Genomic DNA, 20,134 nt, shown 5'->3' with positions numbered 1-20,134 from the left:
GGGGGCGGGATATGAAGTTCATCCTGGGCTTGGGCAAGGTCCTGACTGTCGCTTTCTGGGGGGTGGTGCTGTTCAATCAGTTCATGCCACAACCCTTGCCCTTCAACCTGCTGATCAACGCCGCCGGCATCACCTTGCTGGGCCTGCACCTGCTTGAAGTGCTGTTCTTCAATGGCAGCTTGCGCGGCCGCAGCCACCGCTGGTTCGATCGTTTGCAGATCCTGTTGACGGGTATCTTCCATGTCATGTCCATCCCCCGTGTGCAGGAGGCGCCGCGAAATGCGTAATCTGATGTTATTGGCCATGTTGGCCGCTCCCCTGGCCCAGGCCGAAAGCCTGGAGGTCGCTGCCAATTCCATGCTGCGCCTGCCCGACAAGTCTGCCAGCGTGCACCTGGCACAGTTGCGTGTCGCCGATGCCGCAACCCTGCTGCTGCCTGCCACGCTCGCGGAATTGAAGGTCGACCAGCTGGAGCTGGGGCGCGATGCGCGTATCGCCATTGCACCTTCCGATAGCCCGTTGCTGATCGAGGCGCGCAGTGCGCGGCTGGGTGAGGGTAGCGAATTCAGTGCGCCGGGAGCGGCGGGTACTTACCAGCGGGGGGCCCGGTCAGGCCGCAGCCTGGACCTGAAACTGGCTGAAGTGGATGCCGAGCGCCTGGCCATCGATGCCCGTGGCGGTGCCGGTGCGCCGGGGTACGTGGGGCTGGATGGCGCCAACGGCCAGGCCGGTGGCTGCACCTGGGGCCAGGCCAGCCGCGGTGCCAACGGCGATGACGGCGGCAACGGGCACGATGGCGCGCCGGGTGGGCGCATCCGCCTGAGCGTGCCGCAGGGCTTCCCGCAGGAACGCATCGTGGTCCGCCTGGACGGCGGCGCACCGGGCAAGGCCGGGGCTGCTGGCAAGGCCGGCAAGGGCGGCGCTAGCAAGGGTTGCCTGGTTTACCGCACAGACGCCGGCGCCAACGGCCGGCCGGGGCAGCCGGGCCAACCTGGGTTGGCCGGCGCTGTAGGTGAGCTGATTCTGCAGCGCCTCTGAAGCCTTGCCGCGCCCCCCTGTAGGAGCGGCCTTGTGTCGCGATGGGCTGCGCAGCAGCCCCAGGATTTCAGCGCCTTCGCACAAATTGCCGGGGCTGCTGCGCAGCCCATCGCGACACAAGGCCGCTCCTACAGGGGCCGAGCAGATCCTGTCAGAGCATCAGCCGCGAACTGGCCACGGCTACCACCGCCAGACCGAGCAGCAGGTTGATCCCCACCATCCGCCGAATCCGTCCCAGCACTGCCGCACCCGCCGGCCAGTCCTCGGCCTGCACTGCCCCCCTCAATTCCGGCAGCAGCAGCGCCTGGATGCGCATGAACAGGGCAAACATGGCGATGCCCCCACCGATCATCACCTGCACATATTTCGGTGCAGTCTCGAAGCCGCTGAAGCGCATGTGCAACATGCCGATACCACTTATCGCCAAAATCGCCACTGCCAGCCAGACCCAACCGAAGAAGCGTCGGAAAACTTCCACCCACAAGCGCAGCCGGGCAGGCCCTTCAAGGGCTGCAACCGTTGCCGGGCGCAGCACCAGCCAGGCGAAGAACATGCCGCCGACCCACACCAGGGCGGCCAGGACATGCAGTGTGTAGGGCAGGGCAAAGGCAAGCATCCGGATCTCCATGCGGCATAAAGGGCAATAGCGGGGTATGATAGCCGCCCCATGCGAAACACTGAAAATATATCCAGCCCTCCGGGCGCCTGCAGACCATGATCAGCAACGAACTCAAAGCCACCATCCAGGGCGCCTATACGCGTTTTCTCGAAGCCAAGAGCCTCAAGCCGCGCTATGGCCAGCGCCTGATGATCGCCGAAGTGGCCAAGGTGCTCGGCGACATCGCCTGCGACGAAGAAGGCCGCCGTGCCGGCGAGCCTGCCGTGGTGGCAGTGGAGGCGGGCACCGGTACCGGCAAGACGGTGGCCTACAGCCTGGCTGCCATTCCGGCCGCCAAGGCCGCCGGCAAGCGTTTGGTGATCGCCACCGCCACCGTGGCGCTGCAGGAGCAGATTGTCTTCAAGGACCTGCCCGACCTGATGCGCAGCAGCGGGCTGAACTTCAGCTTCGCCCTGGCCAAGGGCCGTGGCCGCTACCTGTGCCTGTCCAAGCTCGACATCCTGCTGCAGGAGGGCCACGCCCAGTCGGCCACCGCCCAGCTGTTCGAGGAAGAAGGCTTCCACATCGAAGTCGACGAGCGCAGCCAGAAGCTGTTCAACAGCATGATCGAGAAGCTTGCCGGCAACCGCTGGGACGGTGACCGCGACAGCTGGCCCGAAGCCCTGGAAGACCAGGACTGGGCACGCCTGACCACCGACCACAGCCAGTGTACCGGCCGTCATTGCCCGAACTTCCAGCAGTGCGTGTTCTACAAGGCCCGTGAAGGCATGGGCAAGGTCGACGTGATCGTCACCAACCACGATATGGTGCTGGCCGACCTGGCCCTGGGCGGCGGCGCGGTATTGCCCGACCCGCGCGACACCATGTACGTGTTCGACGAAGGCCACCACCTGCCGGACAAGGCTATCGGCCATTTCGCCCACTATTCGCGCCTGCGCTCTACTGCCGACTGGCTGGAGCAGACCGCCAAGAACCTGACCAAGCTGCTGGCCCAGCACCCGCTGCCCGGTGACCTGGGCAAGTACATCGAGCAGGTGCCGGAGCTTGCGCGGGAAGTGCGCACCCAGCAGCAGTTCATGTTCACCCTGTGCGAGCAGGTTGCCGACTTCCGCCCCAGCGAGGACAACGAAGGCCGTGAGCGCCCGCGCTACCGCTTTGAAGGCGGCGTGGTGCCGGAGCAGATTCGCGAAGTGGGCATCGAGCTGAAAAAAGGCTTTGCCCGCCTCAACGACCTGTTCACCCGCTTGGCCGACCTGCTCAAGGAAGGCATGGACGGTGAGGTCAACATCGGCATCGCCAGCCACCAGGCCGAGGAGTGGTACCCGCTGTTCGGTAGCCTGGTCACCCGTGCCCAGGGCAACTGGGAACTGTGGACGGCCTTTACCGCCGAAGATCCGGAAGACAGCCCACCCATGGCCCGTTGGCTGACCCTGGCCGAGAGCGGTGCGCTGTTCGACATCGAAGTCAATGCCAGCCCCATCCTGGCCGCCGAAATGCTTCGCCGCAGCCTGTGGAGCGTGGCACATGGCGCACTGGTGACCTCGGCGACGCTGACTGCGCTGGGCAAGTTCGACCGCTTCCGCATGCGCTCGGGGTTGCCCCGTGACGCGGTCACTTGCGTGGTGCCCAGCCCGTTCGTGCATGGCGATGCCGGCCTGCTGCGGGTCCCCGACCTAAAGGCCGACCCGCGCGATGCTGCGGCGCATACCGCAGCGATCATCCGCGAACTGCCGAACATCGTCGAAGATGCCCGTGGCGCGCTGGTGCTGTTCTCCTCGCGCAAGCAGATGCAGGACGTGTTCGATGGCCTGGACCGTGACTGGCGCAAGCTAGTGCTGATCCAAGGCAACCTGTCCAAGCAGGAAACCCTGAACAAGCACAAGGCACGGGTCGACGATGGCCAGCACAGCGTGCTGTTCGGCCTGGCCAGCTTTGCCGAGGGTGTCGACCTGCCGGGTGCCTACTGCGAGCACGTGGTTATCGCCAAGATTCCTTTTGCCGTGCCTGATGATCCGGTCGAAGCGGCGTTGGCCGAGTGGATCGAAGCTCGCGGCGGCAACCCGTTCATGGAAATTGCCGTGCCCGATGCCTCGCTGCGGCTGATCCAGGCCTGCGGCCGCCTGCTGCGAACCGAACAGGACCGCGGTGTTATCACCTTGCTTGACCGGCGCCTGGTCACCCAGCGCTACGGCAAGGCTATTCTCAATGCGCTGCCGCCGTTCCGGCGGGAGATTTCCTGACCGCCGGAGCACACTTGCTCCGGTGCGTTGTCCATTACTCAGTCGTGGGCCATGAGGGCCCTGAAGGAGAGCCCCAGCCTTATGGTCCGCCGTACCCTGCCCGCCGTTTTTGCCCTGTTGTTCAGCTCGCCGTTGCTGGCTGGGCAGCAGACGCTTTTCAGCTTCGTGCGCCCGGCCTCGGTGGTCAATGTGGCGACCGAGGATGCCGGCATGCCGCAGTACAACGCGGAGCAGACGGCCGAAGGTGAAGTGTTGCGGCGCGTGGTGTTCAACCCGGCCGAGCGGCCGACCCTGCGCCTGAGCCCGCAAAGCGGTGTGTGGGACTGGTCCGGCGGTCAGTTCCTGACTTTGCGCCTGCAAAGCGCGATGGATTGGGCGCTGACCGTGGACGTGGTGGTGCAGGGCAGTGATGGGCGCACGTTGACCAGCCGCATCGACCTTCCGGCCGGTCCTGCACAAACCGTGATGGTACCGCTGACGGCCAGTTCGCCATTGAGCCAAGGCATGCGCGCCGGCCCGCCCATGCCCTGGAACCATGGCGGCCAGCGCCTGCTGCTGACCAGCAGCGCGGGTGCGGTCGACCTCAAGCAGGTGACGTCGGTCAGCCTGAGTATCCCCAACCCCAAGGTGGCGCAGAACCTGCTGATCGAGCGGGTGGGCATCCAGGATGACGACCAGGCATACAAGGCGGCCTACCAGGAACTGATCGATGCCTATGGCCAGTCCACCCGCGGCCATTGGCCAGAAAAGGTTACCAATGACGAGCAGCTCAAGGCGGCCGATGTACGCGAGCAGCAACAGCTCAAAGGCTGGCTGGCAGAGCGTGGCAAGCAGCAGCTGGACGCTTACGGAGGCCTGCTGGCCGGGCCGGCGTTCGAGGCCAAAGGCTTCTTCCGCACCGAAAAGCGTGACGGCCGCTGGTACCTGGTAACGCCCGAGGGGCATCCGTTCTATTCCCTGGGGGTGAATGCCGTCGCCGCGGATGGCGGGCGTACCTACGTCGCCGGGCGTGAGGGGATGTTCAAGGGGTTGCCGGTTGAGGGGGATGCACTGGCCGCATTCTATGGTGATGGCAACAACGACGATGGCAACCCCTCGTCGCAAGGTCGCAACTTCAAGCAGGGGCGCTGGTTCGATTTCTATGCCGCCAACCTGCAGCGCACCTATGGCAAACCCTGCCCGCCCGCGGTAGAGGGGCAGCCAGCAAGCTGCCCACCATTGGCGCTGGATACCGCCCGCTGGCAGGCGCATGCGCTCGACCGCCTGCAGGCCTGGGGTTTCAACACGGTCGGCAACTGGAGCGAACCGGCCCTGGGCCAGACCAGGCGCATGCCTTACACCTTGCCGCTATCGATCGTGGGGGATTACGCCAGCATCAGCACTGGCATGGACTGGTGGGGCCGCATGCCCGACCCGTTCGACCCGCGTTTTGCCATGGCCACCGAGCGCGCCGTGGCCATTGCCGCCCGCGATCACCGTGACGACCCCTGGCTGATCGGCTATTTCGCCGACAACGAACTGGCCTGGGCCGCCCCCGGTAGCGACCCAAAGGCGCGTTACGGCCTGGCCTACGGAACCTTGCGCCTGACTACCGACGTACCGGCCAAGCGCGCCTTCCTCAAGCAACTGCGTGACAAGTACCGCAACCAGGAAGGGTTGTCCAAGGCCTGGGGCATCGAGCTGAGCGCCTGGGAACTGATGGAGGACCCGGGTTTCGAGGCACCGTTGCCGAACCCGGAGCACCCGGAAATCGAGCGTGACTACCAGCACTTCCAGCAGGTGTTCGCCGAAACCTACTTCAGGACCATTGCCGACTCGTTGAAGTGGCATGCGCCCAATCACTTGCTGCTGGGTGGCCGCTATGCCGTCAGCACGCCGGAGGCGGTCAAGGCCTGCGCCGAGTTCTGCGATGTGCTCAGCTTCAACTTCTATACCCTCAAGCCGCAGGATGGCTACGACTTCACCCGCCTGGCCGAGCTGGACAAGCCGGTGTTGGTGTCCGAGTTCCAGTTCGGCTCGCGCGATCGCGGGCCGTTCTGGCCGGGGCCGCTGGAAGTGGCGCGGGAAGAGGACCGTGGCCCGGCCTACGGCAACTTCCTCAAGGCGGCCCTGGCGCAGCCGATGATCGTTGGCGCGCACTGGTTCCAGTACCTCGACCAGCCGGCCAGCGGCCGCCTGCTCGATGGCGAGAACGGTCACCTAGGGTTGGTGGCGATCACCGATATGCCATACCCGGGGTTTGTCGATGCCGTGCGCAAGAGCAACTTGCAGGCAATGAGCCAGCTGCGCGTCCAACTGGAAAAACCGGCGCCCTAGCAACCGGCTGACGCGGTCTTGTGTAGGAGCGGCCTTGTGTCGCGATGGGCTGCACAGCAGCCCCAGGATCTCAGCCGCAATGCACAAATTACCGGGGCTGCTGCGCAGCCCATCGCGACGCAAGGCCGCTCCTACAGGGGCACCGTTCGTCCTGGCTGCCATTCGTCGCGACCACTTGGCCCAAGCCAGTTTGCAAAACACGCAACTACTGAAACAATGCACACCATTTTCGGAATTGGTCGTACGGAGAACAGCGGGTGCAGATCCAGGGTCACTATGAGCTGAAGTTCGAAGCAGTGCGCGAAGCCTTCGCCGCGCTGTTCGATGATCCCCAGGAGCGTGGCGCCGCGCTGTGCATCCAGGTTGGTGGCGAAACCGTGGTCGACCTGTGGGCCGGCAGTGCCGACAAGGACGGCCAGCAGGCCTGGCACAGCGATACCATCGCCAACCTGTTTTCCTGCACCAAGACCTTCACCGCTGTCACCGCCCTGCAACTGGTCGGCGAGGGCAAGCTGGCGCTTGATGCGCCGGTGGCCAACTACTGGCCCGAGTTCGCCCAGGCAGGCAAACAGGCGATTACCCTGCGCCAGCTGCTCAGCCACCGCGCCGGCTTGCCGGCCATCCGTGAGCTGCTGCCGGCCGAGGCACTGTATGACTGGCAGGCCATGGTCGATGCGCTGGCTGCCGAAACGCCCTGGTGGACACCCGGCACCGAGCATGGCTATGCCGCAATTACCTACGGCTGGCTGATTGGCGAGCTGATCCGCCGTGCCGACGGCCGTGGCCCCGGCGACTCGATCGTGGCCCGTACCGCTCGGCCGTTGGGGCTGGATTTTCATATCGGCCTGGCGGACGATGAGTTTCATCGCGTAGCGCATATCGCCCGTGGCAAGGGCAACGCCGGGGACGCTGCGGCTCAGCGCCTGCTGCAGGTGACCATGCGCGAGCCCGAGGCTCTGTCGACCCGTGCCTTCACCAACCCGCCGGCGATCCTGACCAGTACCAACAAGCCGGAGTGGCGGCGCATGCAGCAGCCAGCGGCCAATGGCCATGGCAATGCGCGCAGCCTGGCGGGCTTCTATGCCGGGCTGTTGGACGGTAGCCTGCTCGAATCAGAGCTGCTCGACGAACTCACCCGTGAGCACAGCCTCGGCCAGGATCGTACTCTGCTCACCCAGACCCGTTTTGGCCTGGGCTGCATGCTCGACCAGCCAGACGTGGCCAATGCCACGTTCGGCCTCGGGGCCCGCGCCTTCGGCCACCCAGGCGCCGGCGGCTCGGTTGGTTTCGCTGACCCGGAACACGATGTGGCCTTCGGTTTCGTGGTCAATACCCTTGGCCCTTATGTGCTCATGGACCCGCGAGCCCAGAAACTGGTACGCGTCCTTGCCAATTGCCTTTGATCGGGTAATGCGGGTATTGCCCCAGCCCTTTGACTATCCTCAATGCCAACGCCTGAAGGGCGTAAGCAAAATTTCTTTCTATTTCATGGTGTATCGCTGATGTCTTCACACAAAACCTTAGCACTCGCCCTGTGCCTGACCGCCGTTACCGGCTGCGCCAGTCACCCCCAGGACGGCTCGAAGGACAGCGCCTCTAGCTGGTGGCCCTTCGGTTCGGACAAGGTTGCCGAGCAGGAAGTGAAGCAAGCCGTCACGGAAAATGTGGCCAAGGCCGACGCCAAGTCCGACAACGCCAGCCGTTGGTGGTGGCCGTTCGGCGGTGAAGAGAAGCAGGCCAAGGGGCCGGTGGTGCCGAAGGTCGACCAGAAGGCCACCCAGGCCTGGCTGGACGAGTACGAGCCAAAGCTGCGTGAGGCGATCAAGGGCAGCAAGCTGGAGCTGGAGCGTCGTGACAACGTGCTGGCCGTAACCATCCCGGTGGACAGTTCGTACAACCCCGATCGTCCGAACATGCTGCTGCCGATGACCCTGGGCCCGATTACTCGTGTGGCCAAGACTGTCGAAGGCGATGCCAAGACCGCCGTGCTGGTGCTCGGCCATGCCGACAGCAGCGGGGTCGCTGCCGCCAACCAGAAGCTCAGCCTGGAGCGCGCCGCTTCGGTGTCGGCCATCTTCCGCCTCAGCGGCCTGCAGCGTGACCGTCTGAACCTCAAGGGCATGGGCTCGGAAATGCCGCGCGCCGCCAACGACAGCGCCGAGGGCCGTGCCCTGAACCGCCGTGTGGAAATGCTGTTGACCCCGCAGAACACCATGGTCGCCCTGCTGGCCAAGTACCAGCAAGCCGCCCCGGCGCGCGCGCCAATGGTGGCGGTGCAAGATGTCAAAGCACCTGCTGCCAAGCCTGCCGACAGCAAGCCGGCCATCAAGGCTGCGGCGAAGAAGCCTGTGACCAAAGCCAAGGCCAAGGCGCCAGCCAAGACCACGGCCAAGAAAAAAGCTGCACCGGCCAAGCCGGTTGCCAAGAAAGCTACCACTGAAAAGAAAGTAGCTGCCAACAGCCCTGCGAAGACCAACTGATCGTCAAGGAACGCAGCAATGACCCAATCCCTGGCCGATATGCGCCGCGACTACACCCGTGATGGCCTGGCCGAATCCCAGGCCCCGGGAGAGCCGTTCGCCCTGTTCCACCAGTGGTTCGCCGAAGCGGTGAAAACCGAGCAGGTGCCGGTGGAAGCCAACGCCATGACCTTGGCCACTGTCGACGGTGAAGGCCGCCCGCACTGCCGTATCTTGTTGCTGAAGGGGCTCGATGAGCGTGGCTTCACTTTCTTCACCAACTACGATAGTGCCAAGGGCCAGCAACTGCTGGTCAACCCTTTCGCCGCCATGACCTTCTTCTGGCCGGCGCTGGAGCGCCAGGTGCGCATCGAAGGGCGGGTGGAAAAGGTCACCCCCCAGGAGTCTGACGCCTACTACCAGGTGCGCCCGCTGGGTAGCCGCCTAGGTGCTTGGGCTTCGCCACAGAGCCAGGTGATTGCCGGTCGTGAGGAGCTGGAGGGACTGGTCAAGGCCACTGAGGCGCGCTTTTCCGACACCCAGCCGCATTGTCCGGAGCATTGGGGTGGGTATCGTTTGCTACCTGAGCGCATCGAGTTCTGGCAGGGGCGGGCCAGCCGCCTGCATGACCGACTGAACTACCGGCTGGTGGATGGGCAATGGCTGCGGGAGCGGTTGGCGCCCTGAGTTTGTCGGGGCCGCTTTGCGGCCCCGGCGCTCCATCAGGCTACCCCGGATACCCTGTAGCCTGCCGTTCCAACCACCCCGCCAACTGCTTGCGCCCCACCTTCTCCACCCGCGCCTGCTCCAGCCTTTGCAGCATATACGCGCGTTTTTCCGGGTCCGCCCCTGCCAGCGACAACGCCAGGTCACGGTCCATCCAGCGGCGCATGCGCACATACAGCCACCAGTGGAAATACAGCCCCGCAACGGTGGTGACCACGACGATGAAGTAATCCATGGCTATCCTTGGTCTCACTTGAAAGGCCTCGACACAGCCGTGCAGGCTGTCCCTTGGCTGAATGAAAACAATTTTATTACGTTTGTACCGTGACAGCCGTCAACGTGCAGCGTCTAATGAGCACCTGACTTATGGAGACCTTACCCATGCGTAAATCCGCTTTGCTGGTGGCGACCTTTACCACCATGTCGCTGTTGCTGGGTGGCTGTGCCTCGAGCCTGACCGGTGACAGCTACTCCCGTGATGAGGCCCGCCGCGTGCAAACTGTGCGCATGGGCACTATCGAGTCCCTGCGTCCGGTCAAGATCGAAGGCACCAAGACCCCGATCGGTGGCGGTGCTGGCGCCATCGTGGGTGGCGTGGCCGGGAGCGCCGTGGGTGGTGGCCGTGGCAGCATCGTCGCCGCCGTGATCGGTGCCGTTGCCGGTGGCCTGGCCGGTTCCGCCGCCGAAGAGGGCCTGACCCGTACCCAGGGTGTCGAGATCACCGTGCGTGAGGACGATGGCAGCATGCGTGCCTATGTGCAGGCCGTGCAGCAGAACGAGATCTTCCGCGTTGGCGACCGCGTGCGCATCATGACCGTCGATGGCACCAGCCGCGTCACGCACTGACCGTAGCCCAACAAGAAAAAACCCCGACATGGCGCTCGCCAGTCGGGGTTTTTTCATGCTGCGGCCAGGTCAGCCGACGTTGGACTTGCGGCTGGCCATGGCGGTTACTGCATAGCCGAACACGGCGGCGAAGAACGATCCGGTGAGAATACCCATGCGGTCCATCCCGGCGTAATCACTGCTTCCAGGCACAAAGGCGAGCGAGCCGACGAACAGGCTCATGGTGAAGCCGATACCGCAAAGTATCGCCACACCCAGCAATTGCCCCCAACTGGCGCCTGCAGGCAGTGCGGCCAGGCGCAGCTTGACCGCGACCCATGTCAGGCCGAAGACACCCACGGTCTTGCCCAGCAACAGCCCCACGGCGATGCCCAGTGGCACCGGGTGGGTGAAGCTTTCTAAGGTCACGCCTGACAGCGATACACCGGCGTTGGCGAAAGCGAACAGCGGCAGGATGGCGTAGGCAACCCAAGGATGCAGGGCTTGTTCCAGGGCAAGCAGTGGTGAGCGTTCGGCATGGCGCGTGCGCAGCGGGATGCACAGGGCCAGGGCGACGCCGGCCAGGGTGGCATGCACGCCGCTCTTGAGCACGCAGACCCACAGGATCAGGCCAACGACCATGTAGGGCCCAAGCTTGACCACGCCAAGCCGATTCATCGACACCAGCAATACCAGGCAGGCGGCAGCCAGCAGCAGCGACATGCTCGACAGGGTGCCCGAGTAGAACAGGGCAATGACGATGATCGCACCCAGGTCGTCGATGATCGCCAGGGTCATCAGGAACAGTTTCAGCGACACCGGCACGCGCTTGCCCAGCAGGGCCAGTACGCCGAGGGCGAAGGCGATGTCGGTGGCTGTGGGGATAGCCCAGCCGGCTATGGCGGCAGGGTTGTCACGGTTGATGAACCAGTAGATCAGTGCCGGTATCACCATGCCGCCCACGGCGGCGGTGGCTGGCAGGATTACCTGGGAGGGCTTGGACAGGTGGCCGTCGACTACCTCGCGCTTGACCTCCAGGCCGATCAGCAGGAAGAACAGGGCCATCAGGCCGTCGTTGATCCAAAGCAACAGCGGTTTGGCGATGTGCAGCGCACCGACCTGAACGGCGACGGGAACGTCGAGCAGGCCGCTGTACAGGTAGGACAGCGGCGAGTTGTTGATTATCAGGGCCAGGATGGCCGCAGCGATCAGCAACAGGCCACTGGCGGCTTCGAGCTGGAAGAAGCGGGTGAACAGGCTACGCACGGGCTATAGGCTCTCCATGAGCAGTTGACAATGGAACGGGCGTACACCCTAGCCTTTGGCGATATGCTTTCAAACAAAAACCATATTCGTTTTTGTTATATGGTATTGCTGGCTGGGCTGCGGGAAAGCCTAGACGCAGATGGGGAAGGAGTGGGGAGGGGAAGTCTGATGTTTGTTGTGGATTTTTCTGATGTCTGCAGTGGCCCTTTCGCGGTTTTACCCGCGAAGAGGCCCTGGCATGTAAAAGGCTCAGAGGCCGAGCATATCCCGCGCCACCGCCTCAGCGATGCGAATCCCATCGACACCCGCCGACAGGATTCCGCCCGCATACCCGGCCCCTTCACCCGCCGGGAACAGCCCCTTGAGGTTCAGGCTCTGGAAGTCCTCACCGCGGGTAATGCGCAGCGGCGAGGAGGTGCGGGTCTCGATCCCAGTCAGCACTGCATCATGCAGGTTGTAGCCCTTGATCTGCCGGTCGAACGCTGGCAGCGCCTCGCGAATGGCTTCGATGGCGAAGTCCGGCAGGCTCGGCGCCAGGTCGCCCAGGGTCACGCCCGGTTTGTAGGACGGCTCGACACTGCCCAGTGCAGTCGACGGCCGGCCAGCGACGAAGTCACCCACCAGCTGTGCCGGGGCCTGGTAGTTGCTGCCGCCCATCACGTAGGCGTGGGCTTCCAGGCGTTCCTGCAGCTCGATGCCGGCCAGCGGGCCGCCCGGGTAATCGCGCTCGGGGTCGATGCCGACGACGATGCCTGAGTTGGCGTTGCGCTCGTTACGCGAGTACTGGCTCATGCCGTTGGTAACCACCCGGCCTGGCTCGCTGGTTGCTGCGACCACGGTGCCGCCCGGGCACATGCAGAAGCTGTACACAGAGCGGCCATTCTTGGCGTGATACACCAGTTTGTAGTCGGCGGCACCGAGTTTCGGGTGACCGGCGTACTTGCCTAGGCGAGCCTTGTCGATCAGCGTTTGCGGGTGCTCGATACGGAAGCCCACCGAGAACGGCTTGGCTTCCATGTACACGCCTTTGGCGTGCAGCATGCGGAAGGTGTCGCGGGCACTGTGGCCCAGTGCCAGCACCACATGGCGCGAGTGCAGCTGTTCGCCGCTCTCCAGCACCACGCCGGTCAGTTGCCCATCCTCGATCAGCAGGTCGGTGACCTTCTGCTGGAAGCGCACTTCGGCGCCAAGGGCAATCATGTCCTGACGCATCTGCTCGACCATGCCGGTGAGGCGGAAGGTGCCGATGTGCGGTTTGTTGATGTACAGGATCTCGTCCGGTGCACCGGCCTTGACGAACTCTTCCAGCACCTTGCGGCCGTGGTGCTGCGGGTCCTTGATCTGGCTGTACAGCTTGCCGTCGGAGAAGGTACCGGCGCCGCCTTCGCCGAACTGCACGTTGGACTCGGGGTTGAGCACGCTCTTGCGCCACAGGCCCCAGGTGTCCTTGGTGCGCTGGCGTACTTCCTTGCCGCGCTCGAGGATGATCGGCTTGAAGCCCATCTGTGCCAGCAACAGGCCGGCGAAGATGCCGCACGGGCCGAAGCCGACCACGATCGGGCGCTCCTGCAGATCGGCAGGGGCCTTGCCGACGAACTTGTAGGTTACGTCTGGCGCCGGGCCGATATTGCGATCGTCGGCGAACTTGCTGAGCAGCTCGGCTTCGTTGCTGGCTTCCAGGTCGATGGTGTAGATGAACAGCAGTTCGCTGTTCTTCTTGCGCGCATCGTAGCTGCGCTTGAACAGGTTGAAGCTGAGCAGTTGCTCGTCGCGGATGCCCAGGCGCTGGACGATCGCTTCACGCAGGGCTTCGTCGGGATGGTCCAGGGGCAGCTTCAGTTCGGTGATTCGTAGCATGGCAGGGTCCAGTATCCCGGCCATGGGCGGCCGGCGGCTTTACACAAACCGCCAAGTATAAGCTGTTCGCCGCCCCGACTGGCAGGATAAAAGCGCCCGGCGATCAGTTGTCGCGTGCACCGCCATAGTAACCGCAGCCCAGCAGGGTCTTGCCGTCGATGCGCAGTTCGGCACGTAAGTGGTGGATGGCACCGGTGGCGGTGTCTACACAGCGTTGTGGCGCGACCCACAGCTCCACGTGCTGGCCGTTGGCTTCGCTGGTCAGGGTCAGGCCGCCGCCGGGCACTTCTTCTTCCAGAAAGGGCAGGGGCAGGGGATCCTGGCCGACGCGGTTGAGCACCATGCCTTTGCCGCTGGCCTTGATGTCCCATTCCGGCTCATGGCCGTTGGCGCGCAGGGTCAGCTGCTTGAAGTTGGGGTCTTCACAGGCGCGGGTGGAAGGTTCCAGGCGGTACAGGCGGCGAACTTCAAGCTGGCCGTCGTTGTTGGCCTGCCTGCTGCCGGTGAGGCGGCCACGGACGTCGGCGAACAGTTTGTCGTTGGCGTCCTTGGCGAGGTTGGCGGCTTCCTGCAGGATGCCGGTTGCGGCGACGTCGTTGATCACGAAAGTGCGGTTTTCGCTGCACGGCTTGAACAGCAGCTGGCCACCGCCGGCACGCAGCTCGCCCTGCATGCGCGTAGTGCCGATGTTCGGGTCGCTGGGGGTGTCAGCCATGAGCTGGCAGCCTGCGAACAAGGGCAGCAGGGCGGTGAGCAGCAGGGTGGGGGTGAGGCGCATGGGGCGGGCTCCGGGGAAATCTTTGCCATGAAAGCCGGCCACGTTACTCAGGCTGGCGCTGGATCACAAGTTAATGGTTGCCTGTGCTGGCCCTATCGCCGGCAAGCCAGCTCCCACAGGCCCCCACAACTTTCAGGAACTGTGGGGGTACCTGTGGGAGCTGGCTTGCCGGCGATAGGGCCAGTACAGGCAATACATTTCTGACAGGTAGAAAAAAGGGCCAGTAGATGGCCCTTTTCCCGGTCAACCCCCCAGGTACGCGTCGCGCACCTTCGGGTCGGTCAACAGTGCTTCCCCAGTACCCTGCATCACCACCCGGCCGTTCTCCAGCACATACGCCCGGTCAGCGATCTTCAGCGCCTGGTTGGCGTTCTGCTCCACCAGGAACACCGTCACGCCATCACGGCGCAGCTGTTCGATGATGTCGAAGATCTGCTGGATGATGATTGGCGCCAGGCCCAGCGATGGCTCGTCGAGCAGCAGCAGCTTGGGCTTGCTCATCAGCGCCCGGCCAATGGCGAGCATCTGCTGCTCGCCACCGGACATGGTGCCGCCACGCTGGATATAACGCTCCTTCAGGCGCGGGAACAGCTGCAACACCTTGTCCAGCTGCTCCTGGTAATCGCCCTTGTCGGTGAAGAAACCACCCATTGCCAGGTTTTCCTCGACGGTCAGGCGGGAGAACACGCGGCGGCCTTCCGGTACCACCGCGATGCTCTTGCGCATGATGTGCGAAGACGGCTGGCCGACCAGCTCTTCACCCAGGTACTTGATGCTGCCGCTGTGCGCCTGCGGCGAGCCGCACAAGGTCATCAGCAAGGTCGACTTGCCGGCGCCGTTGGCGCCGATCAGGGTGACGATCTCACCCTGGTTGATCTCCACATTGACGCTGTGCAGCGCCTGGATCTTGCCGTAGAAGGTGGAAACGTTCTCGAACTTCAGCATTTACGCTTCCCCCAGGTAGGCTTTGATCACATCAGGGTTGTCGCGGATCTCTTCCGGTGTGCCGTGGGCCAGGGGTGTGCCCTGGTTGATCACCACGATATGGTCGGAAATGCTCATCACCAGCTTCATGTCGTGCTCGATCAGCAGCACGGTGACGTTGTGCGACTCACGCAGGTAGGCGATCAGCGCCTTGAGGTCTTCGGTTTCCTTCGGGTTCAGGCCCGCAGCCGGTTCGTCGAGCATGATGATGCGCGGTTGGGTCATCATGCAGCGGGCGATTTCCAGGCGGCGCTGCTGCCCGTAGGCGAGGGTGCCGGCGGTACGGTTGGCGAACTCGGTCAGGTTGACCTTCTCCAGCCAGTACTGCGCGCGCTCCATGGCCTCCTTCTCGCTGCGGCGGAAGCTTGGGGTCTTGAACAGGCCGGCGAAGAAGTTGGTGTTGAGGTGGCGGTGCTGGGCGATCAGCAGGTTTTCCAGCGCGGTCATTTCCTTGAACAGGCGCACGTTCTGGAATGTCCGCACCACGCCCTTGCGGGCGATCTGATGCCCGGCCAGGCCCTGGATCGGCTGGCCATCGAGCAGGATGGTGCCGCCGCTGGGCTTGTAGAAGCCGGTCAGGCAGTTGAACACGGTGGTCTTGCCGGCGCCGTTCGGGCCGATCAGTGCCACCACCTGTTTTTCCTTGACGGTCAGGCCCACGCCGTTGACCGCCAACAAGCCGCCGAAGCGCATGCTCAGGCCGCTGACTTGCAGAATTTCGCGGCTCATCGACGCAGCTCCATGTGTGGACGTTGCATAGGCAGCAGGCCTTGCGGACGCCAGATCATCATCAACACCATCAGCGCACCGAACATCAGCATCCGGTATTCGCTGAACTCACGCATCAGCTCGGGCAGCAGGATCATCACGATGGCCGCGAGGATCACGCCCAGTTGTGAGCCCATGCCGCCGAGCACGACGATGGCGAGGATGATCGCCGACTCGATGAAGGTGAACGACTCCGGCGTCACCAGGCCTTGGCGCGCAGCGAAGAAGCTGCCGGCGAAACCGGCGAAGCAGGCGCCCAGGGTGAATGCCGACAGCTTGATCACGGTCGGGTTCAGGCCCAGAGCACGGCAGGCGATCTCGTCTTCGCGCAGGGCTTCCCAGGCGCGGCCGATCGGCATGCGCAGCAGGCGGTTGATCACGAACAGCGCCAGCAGAGCCAGCAGCAGGGCCACCAGATAGAGGAAGATGACCTTGTTGATCGAGTTGTATTCCAGCCCGAAGAACTCATGGAACGTCTGCATGCCTTCGGCGGCACGGCGTTCGAAGGTCAGGCCGAAGAACTCCGGCTTGGGAATGTTGCTGATGCCGTTGGGGCCGCCGGTCCAGTCGGTGAGGTTACGCAGGAACAGGCGGATGATCTCGCCGAAGCCGAGGGTCACGATCGCCAGGTAGTCACCGCGCAGGCGCAGCACCGGGAAGCCGAGCAGGAAGCCGAAGGTAGCGGCCATGAGGCCGGCGATCGGCAGGCATACCCAGAAGCTCCAGCCCAGGTAGTGCGAGAGCATGGCGTAGCTGTAGGCACCGACGGCGTAGAAGCCGACGTAACCGAGGTCGAGCAGGCCTGCCAAACCGACCACGATGTTCAGGCCCAGGCCCAGCAACACGTAGATCAGGATCAGCGTGGCAATGTCGACCGCGCCGCGCGAGCCGAAGAACGGCCACACCAGTGCCGCGACGATCAGGCCCATGATCACGTAGCGCTGGGTTTTCGGCAGGGTCAGGTAGTTGCTGACCGCTGGCGGGATCAGCTTGCGATCCGAGCGGCGGCCCATTACCGAGCTCCACTGCTTGTCGAACAGCACGCGCAGGAACATCAACACCGAACACACGGCGATGATGCCGATGGTGAACGAGCCCTGGCTGTGCACCACCAGGCTGATGCCATCGATGCTCAGTTTCAGGCCCAGTACCGGGAAGGCCACGGCCCATACCAGCAAGGCGCTGAAGAACGCCTGTTTGAGATTTCTGTTCATACTTTTTCAACCTCCGGGCGGCCCAGGATGCCGGTCGGCCGGAATAGCAGGACAAGAACCAACAAGCCGAATGCCACAACGTCCTTGTACTGGTCGCCGAAGATATCGGCACCGAACGCTTCGGCCACGCCCAGCACCAGCCCGCCGAGCATGGCGCCCGGAATGCTGCCAATGCCACCCAGCACCGCCGCGGTGAAGGCCTTCAGGCCCACCAGGAAACCGGCGTTGGGGTTGATCACCCCGTACTGCATGCTCAGCAGCACGGCCGCCACCGCCGCCAGGGCGGCACCGATGACGAAGGTGAGGGCGATGATGTTGTTGGTGTTGATGCCCAGCAGGTTGGCCATCTTGATGTCCTCGGCGCAGGCGCGGCAGGCGCGGCCCAGGCGGGAACGGGAGATGAACAGGGTGAGGCAGGTCATGGCCACCAGGGTGACCACGAACACCAGGATCTGCATGTAGCTGATCAGTACTTCCTCCGCGCCGCCTGGCCCGAACGAGAAGCTTCCGGGGATCAGGTTGGGGATGGACTTGTCCTTGGAATCTTGCGACAGCAGGACGGTGTTCTGCAGGAAGATCGACATGCCGATGGCGGAAATCAGCGGGATCAGGCGGTTGCTGTTGCGCAGGGGGCGGTAGGCAACCCGTTCGATGCTGTAGCCATAGGCACTGGTGACGAAGATCGTCGCGACAAAGGCGACGGTCATCAGGACAGGCAGCGAATGGATACCCATCATGGCCAGGCCCGCCAGGGCGATGAAGGCCACGTAGGAACCGATCATGTACACCTCGCCGTGGGCGAAGTTGATCATGCCAATGATGCCGTACACCATCGTGTAGCCGATGGCGATCAAGGCATAGGTGCTGCCGATGGTCAATCCATTAACCAGTTGTTGGAAGAAATGGTAGATCTCAGGCATTACAGCGCTCCTAAAAACCTGATTTGCATTTCGCTGGCGGGGGTAGGCCAGGAAACCGCGGGTGACGGTTTTAAGATTTTCAGGTGAGCCCGCCCCCGGATCGCGGGGATCAGGCCCATGAACCTCGTAAAACAAAGCCCACTGCTCGCACAGTGGGCTTCTACGGTCAGCTATTAGTCACGCAGTTACTGAGGGGAGACTTCGGTCTTCGGCTTGCCGAAGTGCCATTCGTAGACCACGAACTTGAAGTCTTTCAGGTCGCCTTTGTCGTCGAACGACAGGTCACCAGTCGGGGTCTTGAAGGTACCTTCGTGGATGGCGGCTGCCACCTTGTCGGCATCTTCGGACTTGGCTTTCTTGATGCCTTGGGCGATCAGCTCGACAGCCGAGTAGGCCGGGAACACGAACGGGCCGCTTGGGTCCTTGCCGTCAGCCTTGATGGCGTCGACGATCTTCTTGTTCGCAGGGTCCGCATCGAACGACTTCGGCAGGGTCACCAGCAGGCCTTCGGAGGCGTTCTGGGCGATCTGCGAGATGGAGTCGTTGCCCACGCCTTCCGGGCCCATGAACTTGGCTTTCAGGCCCTTTTCCTGAGCCTGGCGCAGGATCAGGCCCAGCTCTGGGTGGTAGCCGCCGTAGTAGACGAAGTCGACGTTGTTCTGCTTGAGCTTCTGGATGATCGAGGAGAAGTCCTTGTCACCGGCGTTCAGGCCTTCGAACACGGCAACCTTGGTGCCTTTGCCTTCCAGGGTCTGCTTGACCGCGGTGGCGATGCCTTCACCGTACTGCTGCTTGTCGTGCAGAACGGCGACAACCTTCGGCTTGACGTGGTCGGCGATGTAGTTGCCGGCAGCCGGGCCCTGGGCGCTGTCCAGACCGATGGTGCGGAAGATCAGCTTGTAGCCACGTGCGGTGATTTCCGGGGAGGTCGCGGCCGGGGTGATCATGATCACGCCTTCGTCTTCGTAGATGTCGGACGCAGGCTGGGTAGAGCTGGAGCACAGGTGACCAATGACGAACTTGACGCCGTCGTTGACCACTTTGTTGGCGACTGCCACGGCCTGTTTAGGATCGCAGGCGTCGTCGTATTCCTTGGCTTCGAGCATCTTGCCATCCACGCCGCCCGCGGCGTTGATATCCTTGATGGCTTGCTTTGCGCCGATGAACTGCATGTCGCCGTACTGGGTCACAGGGCCGGTCTTGGGGCCGGCAATCCCGATCTTGATGGTATCGGCGGCAAACGAATGGCTGGCTACCCCTGCCAGAACCATTGCGGCGAACAGCTTGGAAATCTTGATCATAGTGCTCCACTCATTCTGTTGTAATTCTTATAGTCCTGGCGGCCAGGGCTACAGACCGGGCGGGATTTGCGGCGTGGCCATGCCAACGCGCAAGCCCACCTTCCCCCGGAACATGTCCCGGAACTGTACCGGTACAGTGTAGAGCGCTGTTCGAGCGCTTGAAAAGCGGTCGAAAAGTGCCTGCTTCCTGGGTTGTCGCATGGTCGACACAAAGATACAGAAAGGCGCCATCAAACTGCCTGCATCTGCGACCCCGCCCCACAAGTTCGGGATCAATCGACCAAATTACATATTTGAAACCGGGTTTTTCTGCAAAAATGCCGACCTTTTTTATTGGCCGATTTTTGCGGAAACCACCCATGACTGATCAAACAAGCACCCTCTATGCCAAATTGCTTGGCGAGACGGCAATCATCGAGTGGAAAGCGCTGGAGCGTTTCTGGGCCAAGGGTGACCTGATTTGGGTCGACCCGAGCCTCGACCTGATTGCCGTTGCCGAGGCGATGGCCGAGAATCGCAGCGAGATCTTCGCCAAGTGGCGTAGTGATGGCACTGTTGGTCCGGTAACCGCCGAGCAGGCCCTGGACCTGCAAAGCCGCGATCCAGAGATCTGGGCGGTGGTGGTTTCGCCGTTCATCGTGATTCAGGCAAAGCGCCCGACAGAGGCATGATCGCTTTTGGTGCGCAAAAATGCGCAGCAGCCCCGTTTTGGTGCTTGAAGGCGCTCAAGGCGGGTGGAGGGAAGTAACAATTCGGCGTGGCGGTAACAGTTTACGGGATGCGTAATGCCCCACCGTTCTGCCAGGCAACGCGAAACCTGTAG

General features: G+C 63.3%; 19 protein-coding genes. 9 read left to right on the top strand and 10 right to left on the bottom strand.

Annotated elements, in window-relative coordinates:
• The first annotated feature begins 11 nt into the window (after positions 1-11).
• A complete protein-coding gene (locus ACK56M_RS23140; RefSeq protein WP_013973933.1) occupies positions 12-287 on the top strand; it encodes a DUF1145 domain-containing protein in 276 nt (91 codons plus the stop codon).
• Positions 280-1,038 carry a hypothetical protein gene (locus ACK56M_RS23135; RefSeq protein WP_015271539.1) on the top strand — a complete coding sequence of 253 codons (759 nt, stop codon included), beginning with the start codon at positions 280-282 and terminating at the stop codon, positions 1,036-1,038. Before ACK56M_RS23140 ends, ACK56M_RS23135 begins: the two co-directional genes overlap by 8 nt.
• A gap of 151 nt (positions 1,039-1,189) precedes the next feature.
• Here the strand turns inward: ACK56M_RS23135 and ACK56M_RS23130 are convergent, their stop codons facing one another.
• Positions 1,190-1,654 carry a CopD family protein gene (locus ACK56M_RS23130; RefSeq protein ID WP_015271538.1) on the bottom strand — a complete coding sequence of 155 codons (465 nt, stop codon included), beginning with the start codon at positions 1,652-1,654 and terminating at the stop codon, positions 1,190-1,192.
• A gap of 98 nt (positions 1,655-1,752) precedes the next feature.
• Between ACK56M_RS23130 and dinG the strand changes: the two genes are divergently transcribed.
• The 5 genes from dinG (at position 1,753) to pdxH (ending at position 9,359) form a co-directional block, all read left to right on the top strand.
• Positions 1,753-3,897 (top strand): ATP-dependent DNA helicase DinG, encoded by a 2,145-nt coding sequence (dinG, locus tag ACK56M_RS23125; protein ID WP_013973931.1) that lies wholly within the window; start codon positions 1,753-1,755, stop codon positions 3,895-3,897.
• Positions 3,898-3,978: 81 nt separating this feature from the next.
• Complete coding sequence (locus ACK56M_RS23120) at positions 3,979-6,213, top strand: beta-galactosidase (RefSeq protein WP_015271537.1); 2,235 nt, start codon at positions 3,979-3,981, stop codon at positions 6,211-6,213.
• A gap of 257 nt (positions 6,214-6,470) precedes the next feature.
• Positions 6,471-7,616, top strand: coding sequence for an EstA family serine hydrolase (locus ACK56M_RS23115; RefSeq protein ID WP_015271536.1), 1,146 nt, complete (start codon positions 6,471-6,473; stop codon positions 7,614-7,616).
• 99 nt (positions 7,617-7,715) lie between these two features.
• Positions 7,716-8,693 (top strand): OmpA family protein, encoded by a 978-nt coding sequence (locus ACK56M_RS23110; protein ID WP_015271535.1) that lies wholly within the window; start codon positions 7,716-7,718, stop codon positions 8,691-8,693.
• An 18-nt stretch (positions 8,694-8,711) separates the two neighbouring features.
• Complete coding sequence (gene pdxH, locus ACK56M_RS23105; RefSeq protein ID WP_015271534.1) at positions 8,712-9,359, top strand: pyridoxamine 5'-phosphate oxidase; 648 nt, start codon at positions 8,712-8,714, stop codon at positions 9,357-9,359.
• A gap of 40 nt (positions 9,360-9,399) precedes the next feature.
• On the opposite strand, the gene ACK56M_RS23100 is transcribed toward pdxH, so the two are convergent.
• The gene (locus ACK56M_RS23100) at positions 9,400-9,633 is read right to left on the bottom strand and encodes a hypothetical protein (protein WP_015271533.1); all 234 of its coding nucleotides are present in this window, start codon (positions 9,631-9,633) and stop codon (positions 9,400-9,402) included.
• A 146-nt stretch (positions 9,634-9,779) separates the two neighbouring features.
• Here ACK56M_RS23100 and ACK56M_RS23095 point away from each other — a divergent pair, with 146 nt between their 5' ends.
• Positions 9,780-10,244: a glycine zipper 2TM domain-containing protein gene (locus ACK56M_RS23095; RefSeq protein ID WP_013973925.1), complete on the top strand. Its 465-nt coding sequence runs from the start codon at positions 9,780-9,782 to the stop codon at positions 10,242-10,244.
• Positions 10,245-10,313: 69 nt separating this feature from the next.
• On the opposite strand, the gene nhaA is transcribed toward ACK56M_RS23095, so the two are convergent.
• From nhaA to ACK56M_RS23055, 8 genes are all read right to left on the bottom strand, one after another.
• Positions 10,314-11,489, bottom strand: a complete 1,176-nt coding sequence (gene nhaA / locus ACK56M_RS23090) for a Na+/H+ antiporter NhaA (protein WP_015271532.1) — start codon at positions 11,487-11,489, stop codon at positions 10,314-10,316.
• 249 nt (positions 11,490-11,738) lie between these two features.
• A complete protein-coding gene (locus tag ACK56M_RS23085) occupies positions 11,739-13,346 on the bottom strand; it encodes an NAD(P)/FAD-dependent oxidoreductase (protein WP_015271531.1) in 1,608 nt (535 codons plus the stop codon).
• Positions 13,347-13,449: 103 nt separating this feature from the next.
• Positions 13,450-14,124, bottom strand: coding sequence for a COG3650 family protein (locus ACK56M_RS23080; RefSeq protein ID WP_015271530.1), 675 nt, complete (start codon positions 14,122-14,124; stop codon positions 13,450-13,452).
• A 243-nt stretch (positions 14,125-14,367) separates the two neighbouring features.
• Positions 14,368-15,069, bottom strand: coding sequence for an ABC transporter ATP-binding protein (locus tag ACK56M_RS23075; protein WP_013973921.1), 702 nt, complete (start codon positions 15,067-15,069; stop codon positions 14,368-14,370).
• On the bottom strand, positions 15,070-15,837 hold the full coding sequence (gene livG, locus ACK56M_RS23070) for a high-affinity branched-chain amino acid ABC transporter ATP-binding protein LivG (RefSeq protein WP_013973920.1): 768 nt from the start codon (positions 15,835-15,837) through the stop codon (positions 15,070-15,072). It lies immediately after the preceding gene.
• A complete protein-coding gene (locus ACK56M_RS23065; RefSeq protein WP_015271529.1) occupies positions 15,834-17,090 on the bottom strand; it encodes a high-affinity branched-chain amino acid ABC transporter permease LivM in 1,257 nt (418 codons plus the stop codon). Before ACK56M_RS23065 ends, livG begins: the two co-directional genes overlap by 4 nt.
• Positions 17,087-18,010, bottom strand: coding sequence for a high-affinity branched-chain amino acid ABC transporter permease LivH (gene livH, locus ACK56M_RS23060; protein ID WP_013973918.1), 924 nt, complete (start codon positions 18,008-18,010; stop codon positions 17,087-17,089). Before livH ends, ACK56M_RS23065 begins: the two co-directional genes overlap by 4 nt.
• Positions 18,011-18,195: 185 nt before the next feature.
• Positions 18,196-19,311, bottom strand: coding sequence for a branched-chain amino acid ABC transporter substrate-binding protein (locus ACK56M_RS23055; protein WP_015271528.1), 1,116 nt, complete (start codon positions 19,309-19,311; stop codon positions 18,196-18,198).
• A 359-nt stretch (positions 19,312-19,670) separates the two neighbouring features.
• Between ACK56M_RS23055 and ACK56M_RS23050 the strand changes: the two genes are divergently transcribed.
• On the top strand, positions 19,671-19,982 hold the full coding sequence (locus ACK56M_RS23050) for a DUF2288 domain-containing protein (protein ID WP_003258939.1): 312 nt from the start codon (positions 19,671-19,673) through the stop codon (positions 19,980-19,982).
• Positions 19,983-20,134: the final 152 nt, after the last annotated feature.

Origin of the sequence: Pseudomonas sp. s4 (assembly GCF_046764235.1) — a bacterium.
Classification (GTDB): Bacteria; Pseudomonadota; Gammaproteobacteria; order Pseudomonadales; family Pseudomonadaceae; genus Aquipseudomonas; species Aquipseudomonas asiatica.
This window is presented reverse-complemented; position numbering and strand designations above follow the sequence as displayed.